Origin of the sequence: Rhizobium sp. CG5, assembly GCF_023701945.1 — a bacterium.
Classification (GTDB): domain Bacteria; phylum Pseudomonadota; class Alphaproteobacteria; order Rhizobiales; family Rhizobiaceae; genus Allorhizobium.
Window position 1 is genome coordinate 136510 of the sequence record NZ_JABAEF010000012.1, and the last position, 14288, is coordinate 150797.

The window sequence follows — 14288 nt, forward strand, 5'->3', positions numbered from 1 at the left end:
AAAAACCATGATAATGTCGATTGGAGCTATCGAAATATTGGATAAGACATGGACGCCAATCCGACCCTCGACCAGTTGCAGGTCTTTCTCGCCGTGGCCGATGCCGGCAGCTTTTCCGCCGCCGCCCGCATGCTCAACCGGGCCCAGTCGGTGATCAGCTACACGATCGGCAATCTGGAGGCGCAGCTCGACGTGTCGCTGTTCGAGCGCAATGGCGCGCGGCAGCCGAAACTGACCGATGCCGGCAAGGCGATGCTGGCGGATGCAAGGCGCATCGTCGGCGACCTGCAGGTCATGCGGGCACGCGCCACCAGCATGAAGCAGGGCCTGGAGGCGGAAGTGTCGGTCGCGATCAGCGTCATGGTGCCGACCGAAGCCATGGTCGCCGTGCTCAAGGAATTCCGCAATACATTTCCATCGGTGGCCCTGCGCCTCGATGTCGGTGAACTCGGCCGGATCATGGAACTGGTTATGACCGGACGCTCGTCGATCGGCATTGGTGGTGCCCTGATGCGGCAGGACGATTCGTTGCAGGTCGAGCGGATCGGCCATAATTTCCTGCTGCCGGTGGCCGCAGCCACCCACCCGCTGGCGCAGATCGCCGGACCGCTGACGCTGGCCGACGTTCGGGAGGAAGTCCAGCTCGTGGTCACCGATGCATCGGACCTGACCACGGGACGCGATTTCAACGTGCTGTCCTACAAGACCTGGCGGGTCAGCGATATCGCCACCAAGCATCATCTGATCCGCGGCGGGCTCGGCTGGGGCGGCTTGCCGGCCTCCGTCATCCACGACGACATCCTGTCGGGTCGCCTGGTTCATCTCAATCTGGAGGCCTATGAGCAGGGCCATTACTCGATCTACGCGATCCGCAAGACGGCATCGCCGCCAGGACCGGCGGCTGCCTGGCTGATCGAGGCCTTCCGCCAGAAACTGTCCTCCTGTCCGGCTCATTTTCCGGGTGAAGTGCTTGATTCAGTTCGCCAGGATCTGGCGCTACGGGCTTGAATCGATTCAGGCAAATGGGAGTCGGAAATAGAGAACCCGCAGCCTGGTGGCCGCGGGTTCGCTAAGAAATCGGTAGACTGGAGTCTACAGCAGCAGCCGGAACTTGGCAAAGCCATCGGCACCATCGCCGGCATCCTCGATCTTGGCGCCCTTCACATCGCCGATGAACGCGCGGGCCTTCGGGCCGGTCTCGAAAATCGCCGTGGCGCCGTCGACCGGCGCAAAGCTCCAGTTGTCGTCAGCCGACGGATTGATCGTGCCCTGATCGATGATGTAGCGCACGATCACGTCGCGATTGGTATCGGGTGCCACGAAGATCACCTTGTCGCTGGCAATCTCGGGGAATTTACCGCCGCCGCCAGCCCGGTAATTGTTGGTCGCCACGACGAAACGCTGTGAGGGATCAATGGGCTGGCCGAAGACGCTGAGCTTCTTGATACGGCTTGATTCCGGATTGACGGCCTTTCCGTCCTTGTCGTATTTCGCCGGAACCGACAGGTCGATCTGGTAGGTCACGCCATCGATGACGTCGAAATTGTAGGATGGGAAATCCGGGTTCAGCAGCGGCACGTCCTTGGCGCCGGCCGCCACCTGGTTGAACATGCCGGCCGACATTTCCAGCCAGTTCTTGACCTGCTCTCCGGTGATCAGCACGGCCTGCACGGTATTGGGATAGAGGTAGAGATCGGCGACATTCTTGATGGCAATGTCACCCGCCGCCACATCGGTATAAAAGTCGGCGCCGCCACGGCCGCCTGCCTTGAAGGGCGCCGCTGCCGAGAGGATCGGCAGATCCTTGTACTCTGTCTCCTTCAGCATGTCGCGCAGGTACCAGGTCTGCGCGTTGGACACGATCTGCACCGACGGATCGTCGGCCACCAGCGCAAAATAGGAGTAGAGCGGCGCCGAGGTCTTGCCGACCGGCGTGCGGACATAGTCGAGCGTCGCCTGGTGCTCCTCGGCGACCGAAGCCACCACCTCCGGCTTGTCGGCGGTGTCGGCGACGATCTTGCGGTTCTCGTCGCGGTGATAGATCGGTCGCGCCTCGCAGGTGAAGTCGACGATCTTCCAGCTCTGGCCGTCCTTTTCGATCAAAAGGTCGATGAGGCCCATATGCGAGCCCCAGAAGCCGGCCATGACAGCCGGCTTGCCGAGCAGCGTGCCCTTGACCGGATCGGCGCCGGGCACGTCGTCAAAACTCTTCGGGCCGGGGAAGACCAGATGCTGGTGGCCGGTGAAGACCGCATCGATGCCCTCGACTCCGGCGAGATAGAGCGAGGCGTTTTCCATACGGTCGGTCTGGCCGTGGCCGTCAATGCCGGAATGGGAGAGCGCCACGATGATATCGGCGCCTTGCTCCTTCATGACCGGCACCCAGGCGCGGGCCGCGGCAACGATATCACGGGTCTGCGCCCGGCCTTCGAGATTCTTGGCGTCCCACAGCATGACCTGCGGCGGCACGAAACCGATGAAGCCGATCTTGATCGGGTTCTCGTTGCCGGCGCCGTCCTTGATCATCCTGTCGAGAATGACATAAGGCTTGAAAAACAGCTGGTCCTGCTTGGCGTCTTCCGCCAGTTCGCCTTTGGTCAGGTTGGCACAGACGATCGGAAACTGCGCGCCGCCCAGCGTGTTGAACATGAAGTCCAGGCCGTAGTTGAATTCGTGGTTGCCGAGCGTGCCGCAATCGTAGCCGAGCACGTTCATCGCCTTGATGATGGGGTGCAGGTCGCCGGCCTTCATGCCCTTCTTGTAGGCCATGTAATCGCCCATCGGATTGCCCTGCAGCAGGTCGCCATTGTCGATCAGCAGGGAGTTGCCGGCCTCGGCGCGGATGGCGTCGATCAGGCTTGCGGTGCGCGCCAGACCCATCGTGTCATTGGGCTTGTCGGCATAGTAGTCGTAGGGCATCACATTGACGTGGATATCGGTGGTTTCCATCAGCCGCAGATGGGCCTGGGCGGCATTGGCGCGGGCGGCGAAGGGATGCAGGACGACAAGAGCCGAAGTCGCGGCGAAGCCGGTCAGAAGAGAGCGACGGGAAATGGGGTGCAGGTCTATCAGCGACATGGCAATCTCCTACGTAAAGCTGGCCTAATGGCGAACAGAGATAAGGCCAATTGCGAAGATGTGCATCCGGAAAATGACAAGGGTATGATGTTGAGCGGCACGCGCTGCCCGCAATGGCGAGGAATTGTCCCGATCTGATCCGCCTATCGGCAGAGAACCGGCCGGACCTCTCGATGGAAGTGTCGGAAATAGGCTGACATCTGCGCCAGTGAATTGCTGGTCTGCTTGATCTGGATGCCGAGCCTGCCGTCGCGGCGCCAGCGCACGGTGCCCTCGATCAGGCCGATATCGTCATTTTCGATGACGATATTGCTACCGGTCGCCGCATGGAACCTGCCGCTGAGCTCGACAGCGATGCCCGTCCGCGACACGTTCAGGACGCGGCCGACAGCCTGCTGGTTGAGGTATTTGACGGTGCTGTCGATGCGGCAGCGGTTGCGCTGCACTTTTCGGCCATCCATCTTCAAATTGCTTTGCATCATCGCTCCCCTCAAAAGACCTGTCTCCGAATGTGACAAGTCTATGAGGCATTGGTTGCAAGCAGCTGAAACGATTCACTCAATTTGCAATGACCGGTGCATTTCAAAGCCCGACATTCGGCCGGTCGATGATTTCGCGCAGCGCGAAGCTGGAATTGATCTTGACGACATGGGGCAGGGCCGAAAGCCAGTCCCGGTGGATGCGCTCGTAATCCTCCAGATCCTTGGCGGCGACCCGCAGGATGTAATCGTATTCGCCCGACATCAGGTAACAGACGAGAACATTGGGACAGAGTTTCACCGCCGCCTCGAATTCCGTCAGGGTCTTGGCGAACTGCCCCGACAGCGAGATGTGGACGATCACCATCATCTTGTAGTCCAGCGCCTTGTGGGAGAGCCGCGCGTGATAGCCGCTGATCACACCGGTCCGCTCCAGGATATCGAGCCGCCGTGAACAGGCCGAGGCCGACAGCCCGACCCGTTCGGCAAGCTCCGCATTGGAGATCCGGCCCTCAGCCTGCAATGTCTTCATGATGGCAAGATCAATGGTATCGGGCTGCGCCATGCGTGGAACCTTCGAAAACTGGAGAATAAGCGCAATGATCGTCGAAAATCGGCGGTTCTGCAATCGCTCTTCGCAAGGACATTCGGCGCAAATTCTGGTTTCTTTTCGCAGGTGGAAAAAGACGGCGAAAGCCATTCAAACGTGAGAGGAACGCTAAATGCGTGTCGGTTGCCCGAAGGAAATCAAAAACCATGAATATCGTGTTGGGCTGACGCCCGGCGCCGTCCGGGAATATGTGGCCCATGGCCATGAGGTTCTGATCGAGACGGGAGCGGGAGCCGGCATCGGCGCGGACGATGGCGCCTATAGGGCTGCCGGCGCGAAGATTGCCGCGACCGCGAGGGATGTCTTTGCCAAGTCCGACATGGTGGTCAAGGTCAAGGAACCGCAGCCGTCCGAATGGGCGCAGCTGCGCGACGGCCAGATCCTCTATACCTATTTGCACCTCGCCCCCGATCCGGAACAGACCAGGGGCCTTTTGGAGAGCGGCGTGACCGCCATCGCCTATGAAACCGTCACCGACGAGCGCGGCGGCTTGCCGCTGCTGGCGCCGATGTCGGAAGTCGCCGGCCGCCTGGCCATCCAGGCCGGCGCGACGGCGCTGCAGAAGGCCTATGGCGGCCGTGGCATCCTGCTCGGTGGCGTTCCGGGCGTTCTGCCGGCCAAGGTCACGGTCATCGGCGGCGGCGTCGTCGGCCTGCATGCGGCCCGCATGGCCGCCGGCCTTGGCGCCGATGTCACCATCCTCGACCGCTCGCTGCCGCGCCTGCGCCAGCTCGACGATCTCTTTGCCGGCCGGGTTCACACCGTCTATTCGACCATCGACGCGCTGGAGCGGGAAGTCTTTGCCGCCGACCTGGTGATCGGTGCCGTGCTGATCCCCGGCGCTGCGGCTCCGAAGCTGGTCACCCGCGAAATGCTGTCCGGCATGCAGAAGGGCGCCGTCATCGTCGACGTGGCGATCGACCAGGGCGGCTGCTTCGAGACCTCCCATGCCACGACCCATTCCGAACCGACCTATGAGGTCGACGGCATCGTGCATTATTGCGTGGCCAATATGCCGGGTGCCGTGCCGGTCACCTCCACCCAGGCGCTGAACAACGCGACGCTGGTGCATGGCCTGGCGCTCGCCGATCGCGGCCTGCGCGCCATCGCCGAGGATCGCCATCTGCGCAATGGTCTCAATGTCCACAAGGGCCGGATCACCAACCAGCCGGTGGCAGAGGCGCTCGGCTATGAAGCCCTCAGCCCGGAAAGCGTCCTGAACGTTGCCTGACGCGGCGTGAAGTCTTTCAGGGCGCATCCCGTAGAGTCAGGTCCAAAAACAATGCGGTGATGCGTCTGTTCAGGGCCGGCCAGCTTCGTCTGGCCGGCTCTCTTTATTTCAATCTCAGGCCCGGTCGATGCGGCACTGGTAACAATTGTTGCGGGCCGAGCGCACATGCACATAGGCGATATCGTCGCGCGCCAGCAGGTGCGCGGCGCGGGTCTCGATATTCTCGGTGAGCGTCACGGCGCCCGTTCCATAGACGATCCGGTCATCGTGACCGTAACCGCGCAGGATATAGTCCGGGCTGGTCTCAAGGATCGGTGCGGGAACCTCGGTTGCCGCATAGCGCGGGCAGGGCTCGGCATGCAGGAAGATCGGCCCGGTCTCGGCATAGGGCTGCAGGGACGGGAAGGGCCGGTAGGCGAGGACCAGATAATGTTCGCCTTCGCCGATCTCGGCCAGGCAATGGCGGCAGGGCAGGCCGCTGCCGGCAGCGATCTTTCGCTCAGGCGTCAGGCCATAAGCATCGGGTGCGCCGTCCCAGTATTGCTCTGCGGTCTCAGTGGGCATGGCGGTAAAACGGATATCGGACATGGGGTTCTCCTTGGAAGCTGCCCCATTGTCACCGGCAGCCATCGCCCAAGCCACCCGAAACCTGCGCATCCCAGCGAATTCGCCCAATCTTGGCGTTTTATCTCCTCTCGCGGCTCCGCTAACCTGGCGGTGCCTTGCACGACGCCGGCGGGAAACGGGGGTTTTCATGAGAACGCGGATCATCGCACTGGTTGCCGCTCTGGGGTTGTGGGGAGCGCTGTCGGCGGCACCGGCCGGAGCGGTCGGCAACAGCGACGGACCGACGCCGGAGCAGGCGGCCGAGGCCCGCACCTTCATCGTCAACAATGCGATCTTCGTGCTGTTTCACGAAGCCGGCCATATGTTGATCTCGGAATTCGCACTGCCGGTGCTCGGTCGCGAGGAGGACGCCGTCGACGCCCTGTCGGCCATCCTGATGCTCGAAAGCGACACCGACGAATTCGACCAGGCGATCCAGGATGCCGCCGACGGCTGGTTACTGCTGGATGACAGCAAGGAGGTCTTCGTCGAGAGCGAGTTCCTCGATACGCACGCGCTGGACCGGCAGCGCGCCTATCAGATTCTCTGCATGATGACCGGCGCCGATGCCGAGTATTTCAAGGTGTTTGCCGATTCGATGGATTTCCCGCAATCCCGCCGCGAGGAATGCGTTGTCGAATATGAGCGGACCAAGGCCAGCTGGGCAAGCCTGCTGGAGCCCCATCTGGCTAGGAAGGGCAAGGTCGCAAACTTCGATATCCGCTACGAGCCGGCCGGCGAGGAAGCGCTGCAGATGTTCGCCGACGTGCTGCAGGAGGCAAAGGTGCTGGAGATCGTCGCAGAGAGTTTTTCAGGCACCTACGCCTTCAATGACGGCATCACGCTCGCGGCAAAAAGCTGTGGCGAACCCAACGCCTACTGGCATCCGCAGGAGCGGCAATTGACGCTGTGCTACGAGCTGGCGGTCCAGCATGTCTCCCTGATCGACGGCTATTTCAAGAACCAGAAGAAATAGCCGTCGCAAATCAGATGGAAGCGGGTCAGATCAAAGCGAGGCGCGATCGCGCCGCATCATCTGCAGGAGTTCGGCTTCCGAGACCGGCTCGACCAGCGCGTCATAGGTATTGACCGGCGAGAAGCCGAAGCGCTGGTAGAGTTGCAGGGCGCGGGGATGATCCAGCGTATTGGTGGTGACCGTGACCTTCTGCGGATTGCTCTGCCAGGCGGCATAGAGCGCCTGCAGCAGGAACCATTTGCCAAGCCCCATGCCGAGCGCATGTTCGAACAGCCCGAAATAGGAAAGCTCGACCAGTTCTTCGCTGACCTGCGCAAATTCGTAGAAACCGGCCGGTGCGCCGTTCACGTAGAGCACGCTGATCGACACCTTGGGACTGTGGACGATGGCCTTCAGCTCGGCATCGCTCATCCGCAGCCGCTGATACCAGTGCCAGCGCGCCCCGACCTGACGGTGCAGGAAGCGGTAGAACGGCAGCGGAATGTCGACCGTGCGCATGATCGCCGTCTGGATATTGACCGGCACCGGCAGGCTCGCCTTGGGCGCTGCCGTCATCTCCAGCTGCGTGACATGGGCCTGCAGCGGTCCATGCGGTGCATGCACCACATCGTCCGGCGGGCCGGTGACGACGGGCGTCTCCGTCCGGCTTCCCCATTCCGACCACGAGCCGTCATAGAGCGTATTGTCGTGATGGCCGAGCGATTCCAGCGCCAGGGTGATGACCGCGGCGGTGACGCCGGAGCCACAGCTGGTGACGACCGGCTTCGAAAGGTCGATCTCGGCGGCGTTGAAGATCGAGCGCAGTGCTGCGAGATCTTTCAGCTGGCCGTTTTCGGAGAGAATGCCGGCCGGAACGCTGCGGGCGCCGGGCATATGGCCTGAGCGCATGCCCTCGCGCGGCTCGGGCTCGTCGCCGGTAAAGCGGCCTGCCGGCCGTGCGTCGGCGATCTGCCGTGTGCCCGCTTCGACGATCTCCATCATGTTGGCAAAGGATGTGATGCGGCTGCGGTCGAAGGCGACGTCGAATGTCGTGGTGGCCGGCTCCGGCAGGTCGGTCTGCAACGGCCGGCCGTCCTTCTTCCAGCCGTCCAGGCCGCCTTCGAGAATGTAGACGCTCTGAGCGCCCATGACGCGCAGCATCCACCAGACGCGTGGCGCCGAAAAGAAACCGGGGCCGTCATGGACGACGATCGTGTCCGTGACGCTCAACCCCAGTTTTCCCATTTCGGCGGCGAAGAATTCCGGCGAGGGCAGGGAGTGGGGAAGATTGGTCGTGTGATCGGCAATAGCGTCCTGGTCGAAGAACACAGCGCCGGGAATATGGCCCGCGGCGTATTCCAGTGCACCATTGCGCTTGTGGGCCGGCAGATACCAGGAGGCGTCGACGATTTTGAACTCCGGCGCGCCGAGCTGCTTCTCCACCCAGTCGGCAGATACGACAAAACGGCTTTTTTCCGCTGGCATGCTATTCTCCCTTGGGCCTTGCGTCAGGCAGGTTCGGCCGGGGCTCCAAAGCGAATGCGGAACCGCCGGTTTTCCTTACCCTTCTTTTCGATTTTGGCGATGTGAATCGCGCCGACCTCTTGGGTCTCGGATACATGTGTGCCGCCGCAGGGCTGGCTGTCAACGGCGGAATTCTCGCCGATGCAGACCAGGCTGACGCGGCCAAGGCCGATCGGCGGGCGGACATTCTTCGATTTGACGATGCCCGGATTGGCGATCAACTCGTCGTCGGTGATCCATTGCAGCGTGATCGGATGGTTCTGCTCGACCAGTTTCATTAGCTCGGCGGTAACCTGGTCCTTGTCGATCGTCTCCGACATGTCGAAATCGACCCGGCTTTCCTCCTCGCCGACCGCCGCACCGGTGATCGGATAGGAGCAGACCACCGACAGAAGATGGCAGGCGGTGTGCATGCGCATCAGCCTGTAGCGCCGCGCCCAGTCGACATGCAGCACCAGCTTTTCACCGACCGCGGGCAGGACCTCGCCGTCGAGCGGAACATGCACGATGATGTCCTTGGTCTGGCCGTGCCGGGTCTGGCCGAGTGCGATCTTCGCCCCGTCGGCCCGTTCCAGAAAGCCGGTATCGCCGGGCTGGCCGCCGGATGTGGCGTAAAAGCAGGTCTGGTCGAGTTCGATGCCGCCATCGTCATGCACCGCCGTCACCACGGCCTCGCAGGTCGCCAGGTAGAAGTCGTCGCGGTAAAGGGCGTTGGTCGGCATCGGGTCTGTCTCAGGCAATCTCGAGGGGCAGGGCGTAATCGGTCACATGCGCCAGCCATTCCGGCTTCGGCAGGCCCTTGGAGGCCAGGAAATCCGGGTTGAACAGTTTCGACTGGTAGCGATTGCCGTAGTCGCAGAGGATGGTGACGATCGTATGCCCGGGGCCGAGATCGCGCGCCAGGCGGATCGCACCGGCAATGTTGATGCCCGACGAACCGCCGAGGCAAAGGCCTTCGTTCTCGACCAGATCGAAGATCACCGGCAGCGCTTCGCTGTCGGGGATCTGATAGGCGAAATCCGGCGTAAAGCCTTCGAGATTGGCGGTGATGCGGCCCTGGCCGATGCCCTCGGTGATCGACGAGCCCGAGGATTTCAGCTCGCCATTCGTGTAGAATTCGTAGAGGGCCGCCCCGTCCGGATCGGCAAGGCCGATCTTGACGCCGGGCTTCATGGCGCGCAGCCCCATGCCGACGCCGGCCAGCGTGCCGCCGGAGCCGACGGCGCAGATGAAACCGTCGACTTCGCCGGCGGTCTGGTCAAAAATCTCGCGGGCGGTCGTGGCGATATGGGCATCGCGGTTGACCGTATTGTCGAACTGATTGGCCCAGATCGCGCCATTCGGCTCGGATTTGGCAAGCTGGGCCGCCAGCCGGCCGGACAGTTTGACGTAATTGTTTGGGTTCTTGTAGGGAACCGCCGGCACCTCGACCAGTTCTGCCCCCAGCAGTCGCAGGGCGTCCTTCTTTTCCTGGCTCTGGGTTTCCGGAATGACGATGACGGTGCGGTAGCCGAGCGCCTTGGCGACCAGCGTCAGGCCGATGCCGGTATTGCCGGCCGTGCCTTCGACGATCACGCCGCCCGGCCGCAGCAGGCCGCGTTTCTCCGCATCGCGAATGATGAACAGAGCGGCGCGATCCTTGACCGACTGGCCGGGATTGAGAAATTCGGCCTTGCCGAGAATGGTGCATCCGGTCGCCTGCGAGGCGCCTTTCAGGCGGATCAGGGGCGTATTGCCGATCGCGTCGAGAACGGAGGGGTGAAATGCCATGGGATCTGCCTTCTGTTTCCGCGGACGTTAGGGCCTGTCTTTTCAGGCCGCAAGCATCCGAAGGCAAGAAATCCCATTCCCCCCGTCAGCAGCGATCAGAAAAACCATGCTCGCAGCCCAGGTTTTCCGCTGCATCACCCCGTCACTCCGATCCCGAAACCGACTTATAGGCCAAAAGTGCCTGCTCGCGGGCTCGTTTGTGGTCGACGATCGGCGCCGGATAGGTCTGGCCCAGCACCACGCCGGCCTTGTTCAGCTCGGTCAACGGCGCCTCGAACGGCTTGTGGAGAAAGCGATTGTCGAGGCCGGCAAGCTCCGGCACGAACGTCCGCACATAATCGCCGTCCGGGTCGAATTTCTCGCCCTGGGTGATCGGATTGAAGATCCGGAAAAATGGTGCTGCATCGGCGCCAGAACCCGCCACCCATTGCCAGCTGGCGGCATTCGAGGCCGGGTCGGCATCGACCAGCGTATCGCGAAACCAGCGCTCGCCGGCGCGCCAGTCGATCATCAGGTCCTTGATCAGGAAGGAGGCGGCGATCATACGGACACGATTGTGCATCACGCCGTGCCGCCAGAGTTGCCGCATGCCGGCATCGACGATCGGATAGCCGGTCTGACCGCGCGTCCAGCGTTCAAACAGATCCGGCGCCTCTTTCCACGGAAAGGCATCGAAGCGGGGGTTCCAGTTCTTGGTCGCCAGATCGGGAAAATGAAACAGCAGGTGATAGGAAAAACCCCGCCACACCAGCTCTTTGCGAAAATGGGTGATGTCTTCGGCGGCAATCTTGTCCGACAGCCCGCGCGTTGCATGCCAGATGCGGGCCGGCGAAATCTCGCCAAGCGCCAGATGCGGCGACAGCCGCGATGTCGAAGGACTGGCCGGGAAATCCCGCGCGGCCTTGTAGCCTTGAAGTCCGTCTTCGACGAAATCCCTGAGCCGCGCCAGGGCGCCGGCCTCGCCGGGCGTCCAGACCTCGGAGAAATGTCTTGCCCAATCGGGCCGCTTCGGCAGCAGCGACCAATCCTCCAGCACCTCGCTTGCCGGCCAGTCGCTCGGTGCCGGCAGCGTGTCGGGTGCGGCGATCGGTTCGGCCGGCTCGCCACCCGCCTCCAGCGCCCGCCAGAACGGCGTATAAACCCGGTAGGGGCCGCCGCTGCCGGTTTTCACCCGGGACGGCTCATGCAGCAATTGCCCGGCAAAACTCTTCACCTCTAAACCCTGTTCGACCAGCATGGCCTTGATCGCCGTATCGATGGCGATACCGGCCGGATCGTAGCGCCGGTTCCAGTAAACCGCGCCGGCGGAAGTTTGCCGCAGCAGCTCGGCCAGTTCATCGGCACTGTCGCCGCGTCGAAGCACCAGCCGGCTGCCGATGCTTTTGAGCGATGCGCCAAGCGCCGTCAGCGCGTGATGCAGCCACCAGGCCTGTGCGGCGCCCAGAGCGCCCGTCTCCGGCGCCTTCGTGTCGCGGAGATAGACGGGGATGACAGGCCGGCCGGTGGCCGCGGCCGCCGACAGAGCCAGATTGTCATCGAGCCTGAGGTCTTTTCGAAACCACAGGAGGATGGGGGCATTCTCGACATCTGGCATTGATGACTCGATTTCTGGCAGGCGTGATTGTTGGGCTCTATACGGTGCGCAAACCGGAGCGGATCAAGTATTGCATCGCGCCGTCTACGACTTTGGGCGGATTTCGGCGTGAAATAGCCCCTCCGCCCGGACCATTATTGGGACAATGAGGCGAGGCGATTGCGCTTTATGACAGCTAATATAAGAAATTTCTCGCCCAATCTCGGGCCCGGAGATTTGTAGACATGAACCGCCTTCTTTCCGCTGCCGCCGTCTTGGCAATGGTCACTTTTTCCGCCGGTATCGCTCAGGCTGAAGACCTGGTCTTCACCTTGAAGAACAATACCAAGTCCACGCTGACCCATTTCTACACCTCGCCGGTCGGCGTCGACGATTGGGAAGGCGATGTGTTTGGCGCACAGGTGCTGGAGCCGGGCGAAACGATCGAACTGACGATCGCCGACGGCCGCACCGTCTGCGAATATGACATGCGCATGGAATTCGAAGGCAGCGCCACCCTCGACACCACCGAAGACACCCAGAACCTCTGCGAAATGGGGTCTTATACCATCCACGAGTGAGGCCTGAGGGTTTCGCTGGCGAGTAATGCATGGAAGGCTCCGGTTTGACCGGGGCCTTTTTTGCTTGTGGGCTGCAGCCTATGAGCAAAAGTTAAACCCATCTCTGACGGTGAGTGATGACAAAGTACCATCGTCGTTCTACCGCTGCGCACTAAGTCTGCGGAAGATGGAGTACGTAGGGTGTTACGGTCAACGACACTCATAAGCAAAAGATATCCGTCTCCAGGGGAGTGCATTTTTTGTGGTTCGAAAGCGAACCTAACAGATGAGCACATTGTGCCCCGCGCCCTTTCGGGAAGCGGAGAATTAGTTTTCGAAGCCGCCTCCTGCACCATCTGCAACGGTTATGCCAATCGTACTTATGAGCAGAAGGCGTGGGAGAACGACTTTGTCGGCGTGCGACATATGCTTGAGTTGAAGCAAAGCAAACGACGGCGGTTTTCCGAGCGGCGTATGCCGAAGGTTGCATATAATGCGCCCTCCGTAGATATTTCGCAGGAAACTGACTTTAGGCACACTTTGCCGGCTGAGCACTACCCGCCACTTTATCAGTACGTTGTTCACGGGCCTGCTGGTGTGCTTGTTGGAGAAGACAAATCTCTAGGCGTAAGATCGCTCCGGCTCGGGCTTCTTCATCTTGGAAAGAAAAACATCACTCCCGTACGTGTCGCAATTAGCATGCCGATGATTATGGGAATATCTGAGATGGTCGTGGCAAAAATGGCATACTGCTACGCACTCGCTGAACGCGGGCTTGATGTCTTCGATACCACGGAACTACTCGATCTTCTGATGGGGCGGCGGGATGACGTCTTTAACTATGTGGGCAGTCCAGTCGAAGACGAACCTCTTGCCATGCTTCAGCTCCACAAATTTTACTTCCGTAAGCGAGGCGATCTCAATACCGTGATTGTGCACCTATTTGCCTCCTTTGGAGGACCGAAGCATGAGGTGGTAATTGGACCGGACAAGACACCATCGCCCTAATCACATGTGGGGCACGCCATCCGGACTAGCCGGGTGTCAAGGGCGTGGAAACGCCCTTCACGACGGGCCAAAGATTGGCGTCCTGACCCGTCCGACAGCGGAATTCACAACCATCGCACCCGTACCGTGCAGGGTGGAATTTGTGTGACCGAGTCGTGAGCTTTTTGAAATGGTTGATATTGATTTAGAGACGTGCCCAACACCCAACCGCCTGCTGCCTGGATTGGCGGCAAACGAAGCTTGGTGCACCCCGCGCCACGTCCGGGTGTGACAAAGCTGGCGCTGATTTGTGCCAAAGGTCGCGCCGCGCCACAGTAAACCCCTGAATCCAAAAACCAAAAGGCCCGCTGATTGCTCAGCAGGCCTTGTGAATTTGGCTCCCCGGGCCGGATTCGAACCGGCGACCTGTCGATTAACAGTCGAATGCTCTACCGCTGAGCTACCAGGGAACACCGCGTTGCCGCGCTGTGAGTGGGCTAATACAAATGCTTGGGCGATTTGCCAAGCGGTTTTTCAAAAAAAGTGATGCCCTTGCTTTATTTTCCCCGCCTACCCATGTTTTCCCCAGGCCAAGAGATCAGACGAACAAGAGAAGAAAACGAAATCCGCATGGAAAATCCCCGCAAATATCGCATCGATGCCGAGCGCGGCAAGCTGGTGCTCGGTCGTTTCGAGATGCCCTTTCCCCGTTCGCCGATCGCCCGGATCGTACTCGGCAGTCTTCTGGTGTTTTTCGGCTTTCTGGGTTTTTTGCCGGTCCTCGGCTTCTGGATGATTCCTTTGGGGCTTCTCGTCCTGTCCCATGACATTCCCGCCGTGCGCCGCTTTCGGCGCAGGATGGGGATCTGGTGGCGCAAGCGCTTCCCGCAGGTCAACCGCGCCGGCCGATAGGCA

At 61.2% G+C, this 14288-nt stretch carries 14 protein-coding genes and 1 tRNA gene; 6 read left to right on the plus strand and 9 right to left on the minus strand.

Annotation, left to right across the window (positions count from 1 at the left end; translation table 11 throughout):
* The first annotated feature begins 48 nt into the window (after positions 1-48).
* Positions 49-1008 carry a LysR family transcriptional regulator gene (locus tag HGO38_RS19635; protein ID WP_250957592.1) on the plus strand — a complete coding sequence of 320 codons (960 nt, stop codon included), beginning with the start codon at positions 49-51 and terminating at the stop codon, positions 1006-1008.
* Between the two features lie 84 nt (positions 1009-1092).
* Here HGO38_RS19635 and HGO38_RS19640 read toward each other — a convergent pair whose 3' ends face one another.
* The 3 genes from HGO38_RS19640 to HGO38_RS19650 all read right to left on the minus strand — a co-directional run bounded on the left by HGO38_RS19640 (position 1093) and on the right by HGO38_RS19650 (position 4122).
* Positions 1093-3078, minus strand: a complete 1986-nt coding sequence (locus HGO38_RS19640) for a bifunctional 2',3'-cyclic-nucleotide 2'-phosphodiesterase/3'-nucleotidase (RefSeq protein ID WP_250957593.1) — start codon at positions 3076-3078, stop codon at positions 1093-1095.
* Positions 3079-3221: 143 nt separating this feature from the next.
* A complete protein-coding gene (locus tag HGO38_RS19645) occupies positions 3222-3557 on the minus strand; it encodes a PilZ domain-containing protein (protein ID WP_250957594.1) in 336 nt (111 codons plus the stop codon).
* A 103-nt stretch (positions 3558-3660) separates the two neighbouring features.
* Positions 3661-4122 carry an Lrp/AsnC family transcriptional regulator gene (locus tag HGO38_RS19650; RefSeq protein ID WP_250957595.1) on the minus strand — a complete coding sequence of 154 codons (462 nt, stop codon included), beginning with the start codon at positions 4120-4122 and terminating at the stop codon, positions 3661-3663.
* Between the two features lie 157 nt (positions 4123-4279).
* Here HGO38_RS19650 and ald point away from each other — a divergent pair, with 157 nt between their 5' ends.
* On the plus strand, positions 4280-5398 hold the full coding sequence (gene ald, locus HGO38_RS19655; RefSeq protein ID WP_250957596.1) for an alanine dehydrogenase: 1119 nt from the start codon (positions 4280-4282) through the stop codon (positions 5396-5398).
* A gap of 114 nt (positions 5399-5512) precedes the next feature.
* Here the strand turns inward: ald and HGO38_RS19660 are convergent, their stop codons facing one another.
* Complete coding sequence (locus HGO38_RS19660; RefSeq protein WP_250957597.1) at positions 5513-5986, minus strand: DUF1203 domain-containing protein; 474 nt, start codon at positions 5984-5986, stop codon at positions 5513-5515.
* Positions 5987-6152: 166 nt separating this feature from the next.
* On the opposite strand from HGO38_RS19660, the gene HGO38_RS19665 reads away from it, so the two are divergent.
* Complete coding sequence (locus HGO38_RS19665) at positions 6153-6980, plus strand: DUF4344 domain-containing metallopeptidase (protein ID WP_250957598.1); 828 nt, start codon at positions 6153-6155, stop codon at positions 6978-6980.
* Positions 6981-7010: 30 nt separating this feature from the next.
* On the opposite strand, the gene sseA is transcribed toward HGO38_RS19665, so the two are convergent.
* The 4 genes from sseA to HGO38_RS19685 form a co-directional block, all read right to left on the minus strand.
* A complete protein-coding gene (gene sseA, locus HGO38_RS19670) occupies positions 7011-8444 on the minus strand; it encodes a 3-mercaptopyruvate sulfurtransferase (protein ID WP_250957599.1) in 1434 nt (477 codons plus the stop codon).
* Positions 8445-8467: 23 nt separating this feature from the next.
* On the minus strand, positions 8468-9205 hold the full coding sequence (locus HGO38_RS19675; RefSeq protein ID WP_250957600.1) for an alanyl-tRNA editing protein: 738 nt from the start codon (positions 9203-9205) through the stop codon (positions 8468-8470).
* Between the two features lie 10 nt (positions 9206-9215).
* Positions 9216-10253 (minus strand): cysteine synthase A, encoded by a 1038-nt coding sequence (locus HGO38_RS19680; RefSeq protein WP_250957601.1) that lies wholly within the window; start codon positions 10251-10253, stop codon positions 9216-9218.
* 142 nt (positions 10254-10395) lie between these two features.
* A complete protein-coding gene (locus tag HGO38_RS19685) occupies positions 10396-11847 on the minus strand; it encodes a cryptochrome/photolyase family protein (RefSeq protein WP_250957602.1) in 1452 nt (483 codons plus the stop codon).
* Between the two features lie 224 nt (positions 11848-12071).
* Between HGO38_RS19685 and HGO38_RS19690 the strand changes: the two genes are divergently transcribed.
* Positions 12072-12407 carry a DUF3108 domain-containing protein gene (locus HGO38_RS19690; protein ID WP_250957603.1) on the plus strand — a complete coding sequence of 112 codons (336 nt, stop codon included), beginning with the start codon at positions 12072-12074 and terminating at the stop codon, positions 12405-12407.
* Positions 12408-12683: 276 nt separating this feature from the next.
* Complete coding sequence (locus tag HGO38_RS19695; protein WP_250957604.1) at positions 12684-13394, plus strand: hypothetical protein; 711 nt, start codon at positions 12684-12686, stop codon at positions 13392-13394.
* Between the two features lie 374 nt (positions 13395-13768).
* Here HGO38_RS19695 and HGO38_RS19700 read toward each other — a convergent pair.
* Positions 13769-13843, minus strand: a tRNA-Asn gene (locus HGO38_RS19700).
* A gap of 160 nt (positions 13844-14003) precedes the next feature.
* Here HGO38_RS19700 and HGO38_RS19705 point away from each other — a divergent pair.
* Positions 14004-14285 (plus strand): hypothetical protein, encoded by a 282-nt coding sequence (locus HGO38_RS19705; RefSeq protein WP_250957605.1) that lies wholly within the window; start codon positions 14004-14006, stop codon positions 14283-14285.
* Positions 14286-14288: the final 3 nt, after the last annotated feature.